Genomic DNA, 16299 nt, shown 5'->3' on the forward strand with positions numbered 1-16299 from the left:
AGCGATGCTGGCTCTTTTCTTTTAACGCTCAGGCTTTAGTGCGCGTCGATAAAGACAATCTTCAACACGAACAGCAGCGCGACAACCACGACGCAGAGGCTGAGGTCTTTAAAGCGACCGGTGAAGATCTTCATGATGCAATAAGAGATAAAGCCCAGCGCGATGCCTTCGGTAATCGAGAAGCTAAACGGCATCATCACGGCGGTGATAAACGCCGGCACCGCTTCCGTCAGGTCATCCCATTTCACGCGCGACAGGCTGGAGGTCATCAGCACCCCGACGTAAATCAGCGCGCCAGCGGCGGCGTACGGCGGCACCATGCCCGCCAGCGGCGAGAGGAAAATCACCACCAGGAACAGCAGGCCCACCACAATCGCCGTCAGGCCGGTGCGCCCGCCAACGGAGACACCGGAAGAGGATTCGATATAGGCGGTTACCGAAGAGGTGCCGATAAACGACCCGGTTACGGAAGAGATACTGTCCACATACAGCGCCTGCTTCATGCGCGGGAACTTACCCTGCTCGTCGGTGAGACCCGCTTTATCCGTCACGCCAATCAGCGTACCGGAGGAGTCGAACAGGTTTACCAGCATAAAGGAGAAGATAACGCCCGCGAGACCAATATTCAGGGAGCCGGCGAGATCCACCTGGCCTACGACAGAGAGCACGCTCGGCGGCGCAGAAACAATGCCAGTGTAATGCACATCGCCCAGCATCCAGCCCAGCAGGGTGGTGACGATGATGGAAACCAGCACCGCCGCATGAATGTTACGCGACGCGAGAATGGCGATAATGAAGAAGCCGAGCGCTCCCAGCAGCGTGCTATGGGACGTAAGGTTGCCGATGCTGACCAGCGTTTCCGGATTCGCGACAATCACGCCTGCGTTTTTCAGGCCCATCATGCCGATAAACAGGCCAATGCCGCTGGTGATGCCGACGCGCAGGCTCAGCGGAATATTGGCGATCATCCAGTAGCGCACGCGGAAAATCGTCAGCAGCAGCAGGCCAACGGCGCCCCAGAAAATCGCGCCCATGCCCACCTGCCAGGAGAGACCCATTGCGCCTACCACTACAAAAGCGAAAAAGGCGTTCAGCCCCATCGCCGGCGCCAGTGCGACCGGCAGGTTCGCGAACAGGCCCATCAGGATGCTGCCGAAGGCGGCAATCAGACAGGTGGTGACGAAGACCGCGTGGGTGTCCATCCCCGCCGCGCCCAGGATTTGCGGGTTAACAAAGACGATGTAAACCATCGTCAGGAAGGTGGTAAAACCGGCAATCACCTCGGTGCGCGCCGTCGTGCCGTGCGCGCGCAATTTAAACACGCGCTCAAGCAGCCCCTGGCCGGAGCCCTGGGCAGTGTGTTGTTGGCTCATTCTCAATTCCGTGCAAAAGGAGGGAAAATTCGCCGCTATCCTATACCAAAAAGCGGCGATGTTGACGCTCGTCACACACTTTTTTTCATTGATTTTGCTTATACGGCATCGATTGCGTGGCGTAAACCGCTTAGAGTAAACGTTCAACTTGCGATAACAGGAAACGGCATGTCCCGTATTGAAGCGATCTTTTTCGACTGCGATGGCACGCTGGTGGACAGCGAAGTCATCTGCTCACGCGCCTATGTTCATATGTTTGCGCAGTGGGGCATTCAGCTTGAGCTGGACGAGGTGTTCAAACGGTTCAAGGGCGTAAAGCTCTATGAAATCATCGATACCATCAACGGCGAATATGGCGTAAACCTGCAAAAGGCGGATCTGGAGCCGGTTTATCGCGCCGAAGTGGCGCGGCTCTTTGAGGCCGAACTGGTGGAGATCCCAGGGGCGGCGGCGCTGCTTGATAAGGTCACGGTGCCGATGTGCATCGTATCCAACGGGCCGGTGAGCAAGATGCAACAGTCACTTGGCAAAACCGGCATGTTGCGCCATTTTCCCGATAAGCTTTACAGCGGCTACGACATTCAGCGCTGGAAGCCCGACCCGGCGCTGATGTACTTTGCCGCTGACGCGATGCAGGTAGAGGTGAAAAACTGCATTCTGGTGGATGATTCCGCCGCGGGCGCCAGGGCAGGCATCGCCGCGGGCATGCAGGTGTTCTATTTTTGCGCCGACCCGCATAATCCGCCGCTCAATAATCCCAACGTCACGGTGTTTACTGACCTGGCTGAGTTGCCTGCGCTGTGGCGGGAACGCGGCTGGGAAGTCACGCTTTAAATGTTTTCCCCTCTCCCTTTCAGGGTGAGAGGGAAAGGCGCGCTTATCAACGTGCCAGGCGGCTCCCTCTTGCGTGAGCCGCTCGGGAGTTAGCGCAACAGCCACCTTAAAAGATCTTCTGCACCCACGCGGCGTAGGCCGGACGCCAGACATCCATCTCATGACCCAGCCCTGGGTATTCGACGTAATCAAACTTCACTTTCTGGCGCTCAAGCTCGGTTTTAAGCCCGGCGATATCTTTCCCGGTCACGCTGTCTTTATCGCCCACCACCAGCGTGAAGTTACGCAACTGCTGGTTGATCTCGTCGGCGCGCGAAAGCTGTTTCGTTACCTCATCATTGGGCACCGTTGCGGTGGTGACGCCGCTGAAAGAGGCCAGCCAGCCGAAACTTTGCAGATGGCTCATGCCGGAGACCAGCGCCTGGTAACCGCCCTGGGACAGTCCGGCCAGCGCGCGGCCCTCGGCGTCTTTGCGCACGTTAAAACGCTGCCCGATCAGCGGAATGATATCGTTCATTAACTCTTTGTCCGCGGCCTGGGCGTTAATCGGGTAGAAATCCTTGCGCCGGTCGGCGGGCGGGAAGTTTTCCGACACCGCTTCGCTGATGTCCGTTTCGGTATCCGGCACCACGACCAGCATTGGTTTGATTTTGCCCTCAGCCAGCAGGTTATCCATGATTTGTGGAATACGCCCCTGGGTAATCGCCGAAAGCCCGGTATCGCCGAAGCCGTGATAGAAGTAGAGCACCGGCAGCGGGTCGCTCTCCTGGCTGTAGCCCGGCGGCGTCCAGACATAAACTTTGCGCTCTGATTTCAGCGCGCCAGAGCGATAGCTTAGCGTGATGAGATCGCCGTGCGGCACCGCCCGGTCATCAATAATGCTGCCTGGCACCAGGATAAGCGACGTATTGGGCTGGCGCTGGGGCTTAACGTAGGGGTTGCCGGTATCGATAGAGCGGAAGCCGTCAACGTCGAAAAAGTATTCATAAAGGTTGGGCTTCATCGGCTCGCTTTTCCATGTCCAGGCGCCGTTCGCCTCTTTTTTCATCTCATGCGACACCTGGCTGTCCGCCGTTGAGCCAGTCACCACGGCGACGCGCTTCGCCGCAGGCGCGAACAGGCGGAACGTGATCGATTTGTCGTCATTGACCTGCGTAATGAACTGGTTTAGCGGCACCGCCTGGTCAGGCGCGGCGGGCAACGGCGACGCGTGCAGCGGCATAAAGGCGGCTGCGATAAGCAAAGCAAGCGGGCTAATCAGACGTTTCACAAGCGTGTTCCTTTTCACAGGTAGCGGAGTGGCAGTAAAAGTATTGCGTAAAATCAGCCGCTTCGGGAAAAAGTTCAGCCTCATTTCCGCATAAGCAGACTGTATTCATGATAACAGTCGCCTTCCCGCTTCGTAGTGTCAGCTTTTCGCTTTCCTGTCGCTTCACTGTGCCAGGTTTCTGGTTTTTAGTGCCAACAAACCCATTTAACTATTTGATAAATAAGCATTTATATTTATGGCACAGCTTTTGCTCTTTTTAGCTTAGCCCAACACGCTAACCCAAAAAGAGGATGAACAGGTGAAACATGTTTATGTAGCCAGCCACGGTAATTTCGCCACCGGCGTGGTGGAGAGTCTGGCGCTGCTGATTGGCGAAGAGCATGGCGTAAAGCCTGTGTGCGCCTATCAGGGTGAGATAACGACCACGGAGCAACTCGAACGGGTGTTCGAAGAGCTGGTGGTTCAGGCAAAAGGTGAAGACGTGGTGATTTTCACCGATCTGCTGGGCGGCAGTGTCAATAACAGCGCAGCCAGAACGGTACTGCTCCACGACAACGTCTATGTCGTGGCGGGCGTTAACCTCACTTTGCTGCTGGAGTTTTTGCTCTGCGAAGCGCAGAGCGTTAAGGAAGCGATTAACTACGCCACGGCGACCGCCAGGGAATCCATCGTTTTTATCAATGCCGTATTGCAATCCCCCACTGAAATTGCCGGAGACCACCCATGATCAAACTCGTTCGTATTGATTACCGCCTGCTGCATGGTCAGGTTGTGTTCGCCTGGACGCGCGCGCTGGATATCGACTACATCATCGTCGCGGATAAAAAAGCCGCCAGCGATCCTTTTGTCACCATGTCTCTTAACCTCGCCAAACCTGCGGGCGTAACGCTGGATATCGCCACCGTCGACCAGGCGGCGGCAAAGCTCAACAGCGGCAAGCTGGACCACAAGAAAGTGATGATCGTACTGGGAAATACCCGCGAAACCCTGGAACTGGTGGAAAAGGTGCCGGGCATCGACGCTGTGAATTTCGGCGGCATTGCCCAGAAAGAGGGGGCGCAGCAGTTCGGCAAGGCCATTTACCTGACGTCGGATGAGATAGCGGACAGCCGGCAAATGAAAGAGAGAGGCATCCGCATGGAGATGCGCCAGGTTCCGGCGCACTCTGCGGAGCTGCTCAACGAGAAAGTGTGAGGAGAAGACCATGTTGCTGACAGCAACCCTGCTGGGGCTTATCGCCGCGCTGGGCATTCTCGAAGGGCGTCTGCTGGGGGTGACGATGATCGATCGCCCGCTGGTAATGTGCACCCTGACGGGCCTGGTCTGCGGCAATCTGACGGAAGGCATTCTCATCGGCGCCACGCTTGAGCTGATTTTCCTCGGCAACGTGGCGATTGGCGCGGCCCACCCGCCCGATATCGTCACCGGCGCGATCCTGGCGACCGCATTTTCGATTATGTCCGGCCGCGGGCCGGAAGCGGCGCTGGCTATCGCTATTCCGGTTTCCATGCTGGCCCAGACGCTGGGGATTCTGGTGCGCGTCGCCAATGCCCGCTTCGGCCATCTGGCAGACCGCTACGCAGAGCAAGGCAATACCCGCATGGTGGCCTTTATGCATCTTGGGGGACCGACGGCGCTCTATTTCCTGAGCGGCTTTCTGCCGGTTTTCTTCGCCATCCTGCTGGGTTCGTCTGCCGTCACCTGGTTTCTGGACGCTATCCCGCCGGTCATCACCAATGGGCTGGTCATCGCCAGTAAGATTTTGCCCGCGCTTGGCTTTGCGTTGCTTATCAACATGATGCTCAGCACCAAACTACTGCCCTACCTCGGTCTCGGCCTTCTTATCGCCGCCTATACCGGGCTGGATATTATCGCGATTGCGCTGTTCTCGGTGGTGCTGGCCTTCATCATCAGCCAGTTCCTCAATAACCAACAGCCGGAGGCATAACCATGAGTCAGTTAACGGAACATCTCGACGACAAGGCGACAGCAGAGACGCAAACCCCGGCGGACACCGAAGGGAAAGTCACGGCGCGGGAGTTGCGCAGCGTCTTCTGGCGTTCATTTACCCTGCAGGGGTCATGGAACTACGAGCGTCAGCAGCATATGGGCTGCGCGTTTATCATGAGCCCGGCGCTGCGCCGCATTTATAACACGCGAGAAGCGCTAAGTCGGGCGCTCCAGCGCCATCTGGTGCTGTTCAATACCACGCCGCACCTCTCCACCTTTATCTTCGGGCTGGCGATTGCGATGGAGGAGGAGAACCGCCGTAACCCGGAGTTTAACGAAGAGTCGATTAACGCGGTGAAAACCAGCCTGATGGGGCCGCTGGCGGGTATCGGCGACTCTATCTTCTGGGGCTCGCTTAAGGTTATCGCCGCCGGGATGGGCATCTACTTCGCCCAGCAAGGCAGCATCCTGGGGCCTGTCGTGGCGCTGCTGGTCTATAACCTGCCGCACCTTTTCTGCCGCTGGTACGGGCTGAAGCTTGGCTACCGCGCCGGCACCACCTGGCTTATGCGCATTTACCAGAGCGGGCTCATGGACAGGGTGACCTATATCGCCTCGATTGTGGGCCTGATGGTGGTCGGCGCCATGACCGCCAGCATGATTGATATTCACACGCCGCTGAGCTTCACCACCGGCAATACCACTATCAAAGTGCAGGATTTTCTCGACAAAATTCTGCCTTCGCTGCTGCCGCTGCTCTTCACGCTTGGGATGTACAAGCTCATCCGCAAGGGCGTCAGCATTAACTGGGTTCTGTCAGGCACCGTGGCGTTTGGTCTGCTGGCCAGCGCCCTGGGCATTCTTTAACTGAGGGTTTTGATAATGCAGATGGAAGATTACATGAACGAAGCGCCGCAGCGTCTGCTGGCGATGCTGGAACAACGCCGCGACGACCTGGCGCAGGCCGCACGCGCCGTATTAAACCAGGATGTGACGCGAATCATTCTTACCGGTTCCGGCACCTCTTACCACGGCGCGTTGACCGCGCGCCGCTTTATGCAGCAGTGGTGTCACGTGCCGGTAGAAGTCAGCTATCCGTTCTTGCTCGACAGCGCCACGCTGGCCCAGGGCGGAAAGGCGTTGCTGATTGGCATCTCTCAGGGGGGCGGCAGCCTCTCTACGCTTGAAGCGATGACCCGCGCCAGGGAGGCGGGGCATATAACGGCGTCGATGGCGGGCGTCGAGAACGCGACGATTGACCGCGTCGCGGACCATGTGCTGACCGTACCCTGCGGCGAAGAAAAAGCGGGAGCGAAAACCAAAGGCTATCTCTGCACCATGCTGAACCTGATGCAGCTGGCGCTCACCCTCGCCGAACAGCGCAGCGCGATTACGCTGGCGCAACAGGAGGCGGTGAAAGCGCGCATGGCGAACACGTTCCGCCATCTGCCTGCGGTGATTGACGCCGCCGCCTGGGCGCAGGGCCCGGCTCGCCCGCTTGCCGAAAGCCAGGATCTGCGGCTGGTGGCGCAGCCTGAGCTCTACGGCACGGTGCAGGAGGGCGCGCTGAAGCTGCTGGAAACGCTGCGCTGCCCGGTTTCCGGCTATGAATTCGAAGAATTTATCCACGGTATCTATAACGCTTTCAACAGCGGCTCGGCGCTTATCATGTTGGATAATCGTCCGGATGAGCGCAGCGAAAATCTGGTGGCGATTCTCTCGCAGTGGACAACCCATATTTACCGCATTGGCAGCCAGGTGGAAGAGAACGGGAAAAATATGCGTTTCCCCTTTATTAACGATAAAGACTTCAGCGTCTTTGAATACATTATTCCGTTGCAAATGCTGTGCGCGAAACTGGCGCCGGAAAAAGGCATTAACCCGGCCATTCCGAAAGATCCGCAATTTCATCAGAAAATGAAAAGCAAACAAGCCGCTTAATTAAATCAGAACGTTAACGCCATCCGCGCAGCGCGGAGGCCCCCCTACGCCCGAAGGAGAAGAAAATGTCACATCCTCATCAGCAGTCCCGTCAAATTATCAGCGCTATTTTGCAAAGCAGGCCTGCTATTGAACGCGTCTATTTTGTTGGTTGCGGCGGTTCGTTAACCGGTTTTTATCCGGCGAAATATTTCCTCGATTGCGAAGCGAAAAAGCTGGCGGTGGGGTATATCACCAGCAATGAATTTGTTCACGCCACGCCGCAGGCGCTTGGTGAAAATAGCCTGGTTATCCTGGCTTCCCAGCAGGGCAATACGCCGGAAACGGTGGAAGCGGCCCGGGTGGCGCGGGCGAAAGGCGCCGCCACGGTAGGCCTGACCTTCGCGCCGGCCTCGCCGCTTTGCGAGCACAGCGATGAAGTTATCGAATATCGCTGGGCGCGCTACCCGGAAACGGTCAACCCGGCGCAGCAAAAGGCGGCTTATGGCTTATGGCTGGCGCTTGAGTTGCTGCAACAGACAGAAGGCTATGCCCATTACGAAGCCATGGTCAGCGCGTTTGAGCAGTTTGAAGAGGTCGTGCGCGAAGGGCAGCGCAAGGTGCAGGAAGACGCGCAGCGCTTCGCCCAGGCTTACAAAGATGACAAGGTGATTTATATGATGGGCAGCGGCCCGTCGTTCGGCGCCGCGCATCAGCAGTCTATCTGCATCCTGCTGGAAATGCAGTGGATCAACTCCGCCAGCGTGCACAGCGGCGAGTATTTTCATGGTCCGTTTGAAATCACCGAGGAGGGTACGCCGTTTGTGCTGCTGCAAAGCGAAGGCCGCACCCGCGCGCTGGATGACCGCGCCATCCGCTTCATTCGTCAGTATGGCGGCAAGCTGCAGCTGATTGACGCCAGAGAGCTTGGCATTAACGTCCTGCCGGAAACGGTGCGCGACTATTTCTGCGGCCTGTTCCACACCGCGTTGCTGGACGTTTATAACCTTGCGCTCTCGCAAGCGCGCCATCATCCGCTGACGACCCGCCGCTATATGTGGAAAGTTGAGTATTAAGGCTAACGGGGCGGTTCGTCCGCCCCGCTTTTACTGGCTGAACTCCGCCACCCGCAACTCAAAGATATCGTGGATATACCCTATTTCCGCCACCGGTAAGGCGATGTTATAGAGCGATTTAAAACGCTGGAAGGAGCGGTTCACCATCGCGATAAAATCGCCGTGCCGTTCGGTAAACCTGTCCAGATTGCGGTAATGGGTTATCTCATTACGCATTACCAGCCGCTCAATCATGCAGCTCAGATGCACGTAAAGGCCGATGATCAGGTTATTGGAGAAGGTAAACCCCAGCGCCTGCTGCCACTCCGCAATAATCTCTTCGATATAGCTCAGCGTCTTGCTGGCGTTGAGAATAGTCAGCGAGTTCACCACATTATGCAGTGAAAACTCGCGCACCATATTCTGGTTAATGGCGTTAATCTGTTTCTCGGTTAAATAGCCGCTCAGCAACTGCGTTAAATTGGCGTGCCCCTGCTCGCCGAGCAGCTCTTCAATGCCCATATAGGGCACGCCTTCTACCTGCGGGTCGAGCGTGCCGATAATGGCAATCACATCATATTGCGTGAAAAGCGCGTTAGGCTGATGCTTCAGACGGGTAAATTTGCAGGCGATGATATTGATGTTGAAATCGGCCAGCAGGCTTTTTTCCATCAAACTCTTAAACTTAAATGCCGTACCAATGCCAGTAATGCAGGTGACCAGCAGCGCTTTCTCTTTTTTATGGCGCGGATAGTGAATGTCCCAGCTTGAGCGGTTAAGCGGCACAATCTCTTCGGCTATCGACTCAATGCTTTTCGACAGGGCGATTTCGCTGGCGATATTCAAAGCGAGGCGCGTCGTGACGTTATCAATCACCACCAGCGGCCCGTAAATAGCGTCAAGCAGCGTGTCCGCTATTTCGCGGCTGTAGCCCATATCAATCAGGATCATCACCCCGGCGCTGGTGTCGGTGTGCTGTAAATAATCCAGAATGGCGCGGCTGACGTCGCTGAAGGCGACATCAACCGGCATATCTATCGCGTGATAAATTTTCTCGCCGATAAGCCGGTTCGCCACGCTTGCGATACTGCTGGCAGTAGAGTAGCCATGCGCCACAATCACCGCTTTGATTTTGCTGTTCACGGTGGCGTCGATGGCGTTGCTGACAATCGCGGTAATGGCCACGCGATCCAGCACAGTGATTAACAGATCGTATTTCGCCACAATCACTTCAATGAGCTTTTGCGCCACCCGGTGCGCGAGCCCCGCCTCCTGCGCAAGCCAGTTCGTCATTATCTGCTGTGAAGCTTCATCCGGCTCACGCAGCGTCAGCGGCAGGCTGGTGAGATAGCGCCCGGTAAGAAAAGCGAATTCGCCGCTTAGCGACAGATCATAATTGGCGGCGATAAGCTTGCCGGCGTCCTCAATAAAACGCAGCCGTTTTTCCTGCTGCGCCATTTCGCTCTCTTTGTTCATCAACGCGTCCAGGTACTGGGTGACGTTCTGATAAACCAGCTTGCCAAAGGCGCGCGAGCTGATGTTCTCACGCGTTAACTCAAGACACAGCCCGCAGACATTGCGGGTTAGCCGCTCATACTCCTGCTGCCTGCCCGGAAGCGCTGGCACGTCCTGGCTGTCGCGCAGGATAATGACTTTTTCCTGGTTGAGCAGCGGCAGCAGCGGACGGCCCGGCAGCAGTTTATCCGGTATATGCCCGGCCTTTACCTCAAGTATCCCTTCCCGACGCAGCCCGAACGCCCAGGCGTTAGCGCAGACGTTTTTAATCAGGTTCTCCAGCCCGCCTACGTTACCCTCTACCGGCTCCTCCAGCAGCAATTGCATGATTTCGCCATCCACCGCAAGATCGTGTTTAAGTTGGCGCGCCTGGGTCTGGAAGAAGTGCCAGATAAACGCCATGCGTTCATACTGGCCGCGCTCCGCCACCGGCAGGATTTTCACTATCATGGGAATACGGCGGATAAAGGTGGCGAGGAAATGTTTATCCGGCGCTTCCGTGGTGGCGAAAATAAGCCGCACGCAGGCCCGCCGTTCCTGGCTGCTTTCGCCAAGCCGTCGCCAGGTGCCGTTATCCATAAAGTGGAACAGCTTTTCCTGGCCTTCCGGCGTAAGCCTGTGCACTTCATCGATAAACAACACGCCGCCGTCGCTGGCCTCAATTAACCCCTCGACGTTCCTGTCGGCGCCGGTAAACGCGCCTTTAACGTGACCAAAAAGCTTGGAGGTGAGTAACTCAGGGTTGTTGGCGTATTCCGCGCAGTTAAAAACCTGGAAGGGAGCGTCTGGCGCGAGGATGTGTTGTTCAATAGCGTAGCGCCAGAGGCGCCCGGCCAGAAAGCTTTTACCGGTGCCCGTCGGCCCTTTCAGCAGAACCGGCAAGCCGCTGCCAGGGTAGCTGATAGCCGCTTTACACTGGCGAATGGCCTCCTGCAGGCTGCCCTGCGCGCCAATCAGCGTCTCCAGGCTGTCCTGTCGGTCCTCCAGCAGCCCGGCAAGCGAGGCGTATTCCATCTGACGCACCGCCAGGCCGTGCCGCTCCCGAAGCTGGTTTACCGGCAGAAAAAGCACGGGACGACTGTTTATTTTAACGACCCGCTGTTCGCGGTGCAGATTATTCAGATGATGGCTGACGATATTGCGCTTTTGACGAAAGTGGCTGGCAATCTGCATGGCGCTGAAATCGCTGGTATCCGCCGCTGTTAATTGTCGCTGGCCGCACTCCTTTTCAAGCCATTGAAAGATCAAATCCTTATTCATGGATCTGGACACTCCGTTCACTAACAGGGTTTCCTAAAATAGCCACATTAGTGCATGAAAAATAGCCTTCGCATGGTGAAAACGGGCGAGCGGTCAAAGGAAAAATGCATGCTTGCTGTAACGGCGAACTTTCCGGGCGAGCGGCGGATAAAAAAACGCCTCTGGCCCGACAGGCAAGAGGCGTTCAGGTTGTTAACGCAGGCCGCTGTTTTGCAGCCGCGCTTGATTACTCTTTCGGGTCTTTGCCCGCCAGCAGCTTGTCCAGCTCATCGCCGCCCACGTGGCGGAAATCCTGGCCTTTGACAAAGTAGAAGATGTATTCGCAGATGTTCTGGCAGCGGTCGCCGATACGTTCGATAGAGCGGGCGCAGAACAGCGCGGTGAGCACGCTCGGAATCGTGCGGGAATCTTCCATCATGTAGGTCATCAGCTGACGCACAATGCCTTCGTATTCCTGATCCACTTTTTTGTCTTCGCGATAAATTCGCACCGCTTCGTCGAGATCCATGCGCGCGAAGGCGTCCAGCACGTCGTGCAGCATCTGCACCGTATGGCGGCCCAGCGACTCCAGGCTGACCAGCAGCGGCTGGTGCTGCTGGGAGAATTTCTCCAGCGCCGTGCGGCAGATTTTATCCGCCACGTCGCCGATGCGCTCCAGCTCGGCGATGGTTTTGATGATAGCCATCACCAGACGCAGGTCGCTCGCGGTCGGCTGACGCTTGGCGATGATGCGCACGCAGGCTTCATCAATCGCCACTTCCATCATGTTGACCTTCTGATCGCCTTCGATAACCCGTTTGGCCAGATCGCTGTCCTGGTTGTGCATGGCGGTAATCGCGTCGGAGAGCTGCTGTTCAACCAGCCCACCCATGGTCATCACCTGAGTACGGATGTACTCCAGTTCCGCGTTAAACTGACCAGAAATATGTTTATTAAGATTAAGGTTGTCCATTTAGCACTCCGCATGCCCGATAGATTCAAAAGCGGCTTACCTGAAATATCAGGGCATATCAGCCGTAACGACCCGTGATGTAATCTTCAGTCTGTTTCTTTTTCGGCTTGGTAAAGAGATCGTCCGTGTTGCTGAACTCGATCAGCTCGCCGAGGTACATAAACGCCGTGTGATCCGAGCAGCGCGCCGCCTGCTGCATATTGTGCGTGACTATCACCACGGTGTAATCCTGCTTAAGCTCGGTGATAAGCTCCTCGATGCGCCCGGTGGAGATCGGGTCCAGCGCGGAGCAAGGCTCGTCGAGTAACAACACTTCCGGGCGAATAGCGATACCGCGCGCGATGCACAGACGCTGCTGCTGACCACCGGAGAGAGAGTACCCGCTCTGGTGCAGTTTATCCTTGGTTTCATTCCATAATGCGGCCTTGGTCAACGCCCACTGCACGCGTTCGTCCATTTCCGCACGGGAGAGCTTTTCGAACAGGCGCACCCCGAAAGCGATGTTGTCATAAATCGACATCGGGAACGGCGTCGGCTTCTGGAACACCATGCCGACTTTGGCGCGCAGCAGGGCGATATCCTGCGCGTGCGTCAGAATGTTTTCGCCATCCAGCAGGATTTCGCCTTCCGCGCGCTGCTCCGGGTAGAGCTCAAACATTTTGTTGAAGGTGCGCAGCAGCGTTGATTTGCCGCAGCCAGACGGACCGATAAACGCCGTCACCTGGTTTTTAGCGATATCCAGGCTGATGTTTTTCAGGGCATGGAATTTCCCGTAATAAAAGTTCAAATCGCGAACCTGAATTTTGCCCGGGGCAGTGTCAACCATACTCATTGCAATCTTTTCCTTATCCGGCGCCGCGCTGTGCCGCGCCGCATCAATTAACCGTGTTTACGTTTAGCGAACAGCACGCGCGCCAGGATATTCAGCAACAGCACGCACAGCGTAATAATCAGCACGCCGGCCCAGGCAAGCTGCTGCCACTCGGCAAACGGGCTCATGGCGAATTTGAAAATCGTCACCGGCAGGTTGGCGATAGGCTGCATCATGTCTGTGCTCCAGAACTGGTTGGAGAGCGCGGTAAAGAGCAGCGGAGCGGTTTCGCCTGCGATACGCGCCACCGCCAGCAGCACGCCGGTCAGGATGCCGGAAACCGACGCCTTCAGCGTAATGGCGGAAATCATCTTCCACTTCGGCGTCCCGAGCGCATAGGCCGCTTCGCGCAGGCTGTCCGGCACCAGTTTGAGCATGTTCTCGGTGGTGCGGATAACAATCGGCACCTGAAGCAGCGCCAGCGCAATCACGCCCGCCCAGCCGGAGAAGTGCTCCATCTGCGCCACGACGATGGTGTAGACGAACAGGCCCACCACGATGGAAGGCGCGGAGAGCAGAATGTCGTTAATAAAGCGGATAACTTCGGCAAGCCAGGACTTGCGTCCGTACTCCGCGAGATAAATCCCCGCCATGATGCCAAGCGGCGTACCAAACACAGTCGCCCAGAGGATAAGCAAGCCGCTGCCCGCCAGCGCGTTCGCAAGCCCCCCGCCCGCCGTGTTGGGCGGCGGCGTCATTTCGGTGAACAGGGCAAGCGACATACCGTCGAAGCCGCGCGCCACCGTTGAGAACAGGATCCAGATAAGCCAGAACAGGCCGAACGCCATGGTCGCCATGGAAAGCGTCAGGGCGATGCGGTTTTTAGTGCGGCGCTTCGCCTGCATCTTACGGCGCGACTGCGCCAGCTCCTGGGAAGTTTGCAGTTCCAGAGTGGTCGCCATTATCGTGCCCCCTCGTTTTTCGCCAGACGCATAATCATGACTTTAGAAATCGCCAACACGATAAACGTGATAACAAAGAGGATCAGACCCAGCTCCATCAGCGCCGCCACGTGCAGGCCAGACTCCGCTTCGGCGAATTCGTTCGCCAGCGCCGAGGTGATGCTGTTGCCCGGCATATAAAGTGACGCACTGTCGAGCTGGTAGGTGTTGCCGATGATAAAGGTAACCGCCATGGTTTCGCCCAGCGCGCGGCCAAGGCCAAGCATTACGCCGCCAATCACGCCGTTTTTGGTGAACGGCAACACGATGCGCCAGATAACTTCCCAGGTGGTGCAGCCGATGCCGTAGGCTGACTCTTTCATCATCACCGGGGTTTGCTCGAAGACATCGCGCATCACCGCCGCAATGTAAGGAATAATCATGATGGCGAGGATCACGCCTGCCGCGAGGATACCGATGCCGAACGCCGGGCCGGAGAAGAGCGCGCCGACAAACGGAATAGTAGAGAGCACGTTGCCCACCGGCTCCTGAAAATACGTGGCGAACAGCGGCGCGAAAATAAACAGCCCCCACATGCCGTAAACGATACTCGGGATAGCGGCCAGCAGTTCAATCGCGATGCCGAGCGGACGCTTTAACCAACCCGGGGCCAGCTCCGTCAGAAACAGGGCGATGCCGAAACTCACGGGAACCGCAATCAGCAGCGCAATAAACGAGGTGACCAGCGTGCCGTAAATCGGCACCAGCGCGCCATAAATGTCGTTAGGGGCATCCCATTCTTTGGTCCAGAGGAAGGAGAAACCAAATTTCTGGATGCTGGGCCAGGAGGAAATAATGAGGGAGACGATAATGCCGCCCAGCAGCAAAAGCACAATCAGCGCAGCCAGACGAACCAGCGCGCTGAAGATCATGTCACCCTTTTTCCCCGGAGGGTTAAATGCAGGCTTTGTCGCAGCCATAAGTCACTCTTTCAGTTTGGGCCAGGAAGCGCGCATTTTATCGTTCTTCCTGGCTAACGTAATGCTATACCCTAAATAATTCGGGTTGCAGCAAGGCGGCAAGCTTGTTCACCCCAGCAGCATAGATTCACTATGTCACTGGGGTGAACAAGCGCAGCCAACACAGCTGCGGCTCGAAGTATGACGGGTATTTAGTACAACGCTTTACCGCTGCTGTCTTTCACGCTGGTCTTCCATGCCGCGCGAACTTGCTCAACCACGCTGTCCGGCAGAGAAGCATAGTCCAGGTCGTTAGCCTGCTTCGCGCCTTCTTTATAAGCCCAGTCGAAGAACTTCAGCACTTCAGCGCCCTGCTCAGGTTTCTTCTGCTCTTTGTGGACCAGAATGAAGGTGGTGGAGGTAATCGGCCACGCATTGTCGCCTTTCTGGTTAGTCAGGTCCTGCGCGAAGGATTTGCTCCAGTCCACGCCTTTCGCCGCGTTGGAGAAGCTCTCTTCGGTCGGGTCAACCGGCTTGCCGTCGGCGGAAACCAGTTTGGTGTAAGTCAGGTTGTTCTGCTTGGCGTAAGCGTATTCCACATAGCCGATGGAGCCCGGCAGGCGCTGTACGAACGCGGCGATGCCGTCGTTGCCTTTACCGCCGAGACCGGTCGGCCAGTTAACGGTAGAGCCGGCGCCGATTTTGGATTTCCACTCGTCGTTCACTTTAGCGAGGTAGCTGGTGAAAACGAAGGAGGTGCCGGAACCGTCAGCGCGACGCACTACTGCGATATTCTGTGAAGGCAGTTTTTTGCCCGGGTTCAGCTTAGCAATCGCTTCGTCGTCCCACTTCTTGATTTTGCCAAGGTAGATATCGCCAAGGGTTTTGCCATCCAGCACCAGTTCGCCCGCTTTGAAGCCCGGCAGGTTAACCGCCAGCACCACGCCGCCGATAACGGTCGGGAACTGAAACAGGCCTTCCTGCTGCAGTTTTTCATCAGACAGCGGCGCATCGGAAGCGCCGAAATCCACGGTGTTGGCAATGATTTGCTTCACGCCGCCGGAAGAGCCGATCCCCTGGTAGTTCACTTTGTTACCGGTGGATTTCTGGTAAGTGTCAGCCCACTTGGCATACACCGGCGCCGGGAAGGTTGCACCGGCGCCAGTCAGGCTTGCGGCCGCGTTAACGGCGAAAGCGCTCATCGATAAGGTCGCGGCGACAACAGTTGCGACGGTGGTACGCATAACTTTCATAATGTCTCCTGCATGAGGTAAACGTAATTCATTGTTAAGTGGCTACGCTCTGCAAAATAGGACAATTGGGTGACAGTTAAATGTACGAATTATGACAGTTTTATGACAACGCGGAATCCGGGTATTTGTGTTAAGTAATAGATAATAAATTCAATCAGTTAAATTATTTTATGACGAGGGGATGAAAGAAAAATTTTCTTTTTATG

15 protein-coding genes are annotated in these 16299 nt (G+C 56.5%); 7 read left to right on the forward strand and 8 right to left on the reverse strand.

Annotation, left to right across the window (positions count from 1 at the left end; genetic code table 11):
- Positions 1-35: 35 nt before the first annotated feature.
- Positions 36-1373, reverse strand: coding sequence for an NCS2 family permease (locus IEX01_RS19460; RefSeq protein WP_024559902.1), 1338 nt, complete (start codon positions 1371-1373; stop codon positions 36-38).
- A 168-nt stretch (positions 1374-1541) separates the two neighbouring features.
- On the opposite strand from IEX01_RS19460, the gene yieH reads away from it, so the two are divergent.
- Positions 1542-2207: a 6-phosphogluconate phosphatase gene (gene yieH, locus IEX01_RS19465; protein ID WP_188724392.1), complete on the forward strand. Its 666-nt coding sequence runs from the start codon at positions 1542-1544 to the stop codon at positions 2205-2207.
- A gap of 106 nt (positions 2208-2313) precedes the next feature.
- Here yieH and IEX01_RS19470 read toward each other — a convergent pair whose 3' ends face one another.
- Positions 2314-3429, reverse strand: a complete 1116-nt coding sequence (locus IEX01_RS19470; protein WP_188724407.1) for an esterase — start codon at positions 3427-3429, stop codon at positions 2314-2316.
- 346 nt (positions 3430-3775) lie between these two features.
- On the opposite strand from IEX01_RS19470, the gene IEX01_RS19475 reads away from it, so the two are divergent.
- From IEX01_RS19475 to IEX01_RS19500, 6 genes are all read left to right on the forward strand, one after another.
- Positions 3776-4204: a PTS sugar transporter subunit IIA gene (locus IEX01_RS19475; protein WP_024556839.1), complete on the forward strand. Its 429-nt coding sequence runs from the start codon at positions 3776-3778 to the stop codon at positions 4202-4204.
- Positions 4201-4671 carry a PTS sugar transporter subunit IIB gene (locus IEX01_RS19480; RefSeq protein WP_024556840.1) on the forward strand — a complete coding sequence of 157 codons (471 nt, stop codon included), beginning with the start codon at positions 4201-4203 and terminating at the stop codon, positions 4669-4671. Before IEX01_RS19475 ends, IEX01_RS19480 begins: the two co-directional genes overlap by 4 nt.
- A gap of 10 nt (positions 4672-4681) precedes the next feature.
- A complete protein-coding gene (locus IEX01_RS19485; RefSeq protein WP_188724393.1) occupies positions 4682-5425 on the forward strand; it encodes a PTS mannose/fructose/sorbose/N-acetylgalactosamine transporter subunit IIC in 744 nt (247 codons plus the stop codon).
- Positions 5426-5427: 2 nt separating this feature from the next.
- Positions 5428-6294, forward strand: a complete 867-nt coding sequence (locus IEX01_RS19490; RefSeq protein ID WP_024556842.1) for a PTS system mannose/fructose/sorbose family transporter subunit IID — start codon at positions 5428-5430, stop codon at positions 6292-6294.
- A gap of 15 nt (positions 6295-6309) precedes the next feature.
- Positions 6310-7368, forward strand: a complete 1059-nt coding sequence (locus IEX01_RS19495) for an SIS domain-containing protein (protein ID WP_188724394.1) — start codon at positions 6310-6312, stop codon at positions 7366-7368.
- A 65-nt stretch (positions 7369-7433) separates the two neighbouring features.
- Positions 7434-8423, forward strand: a complete 990-nt coding sequence (locus tag IEX01_RS19500; RefSeq protein ID WP_188724395.1) for an SIS domain-containing protein — start codon at positions 7434-7436, stop codon at positions 8421-8423.
- A 30-nt stretch (positions 8424-8453) separates the two neighbouring features.
- Here IEX01_RS19500 and IEX01_RS19505 read toward each other — a convergent pair whose 3' ends face one another.
- The 6 genes from IEX01_RS19505 to pstS all read right to left on the reverse strand — a co-directional run bounded on the left by IEX01_RS19505 (position 8454) and on the right by pstS (position 16093).
- Positions 8454-11177: a sigma 54-interacting transcriptional regulator gene (locus IEX01_RS19505; protein WP_188724396.1), complete on the reverse strand. Its 2724-nt coding sequence runs from the start codon at positions 11175-11177 to the stop codon at positions 8454-8456.
- Between the two features lie 226 nt (positions 11178-11403).
- On the reverse strand, positions 11404-12129 hold the full coding sequence (gene phoU / locus IEX01_RS19510; protein WP_024556846.1) for a phosphate signaling complex protein PhoU: 726 nt from the start codon (positions 12127-12129) through the stop codon (positions 11404-11406).
- Between the two features lie 58 nt (positions 12130-12187).
- Positions 12188-12961, reverse strand: coding sequence for a phosphate ABC transporter ATP-binding protein PstB (pstB, locus tag IEX01_RS19515; protein ID WP_024556847.1), 774 nt, complete (start codon positions 12959-12961; stop codon positions 12188-12190).
- A 47-nt stretch (positions 12962-13008) separates the two neighbouring features.
- Positions 13009-13902, reverse strand: a complete 894-nt coding sequence (pstA, locus tag IEX01_RS19520; protein WP_029696825.1) for a phosphate ABC transporter permease PstA — start codon at positions 13900-13902, stop codon at positions 13009-13011.
- Complete coding sequence (pstC, locus tag IEX01_RS19525; RefSeq protein ID WP_024556849.1) at positions 13902-14861, reverse strand: phosphate ABC transporter permease PstC; 960 nt, start codon at positions 14859-14861, stop codon at positions 13902-13904. The genes pstA and pstC overlap by 1 nt, the downstream gene beginning before the upstream one ends.
- Positions 14862-15052: 191 nt before the next feature.
- On the reverse strand, positions 15053-16093 hold the full coding sequence (gene pstS / locus IEX01_RS19530) for a phosphate ABC transporter substrate-binding protein PstS (protein ID WP_024556850.1): 1041 nt from the start codon (positions 16091-16093) through the stop codon (positions 15053-15055).
- Positions 16094-16299 lie beyond the last annotated feature (206 nt).

The organism is Franconibacter daqui, from assembly GCF_014644275.1.
Classification (GTDB): Bacteria; Pseudomonadota; Gammaproteobacteria; order Enterobacterales; family Enterobacteriaceae; genus Franconibacter; species Franconibacter pulveris.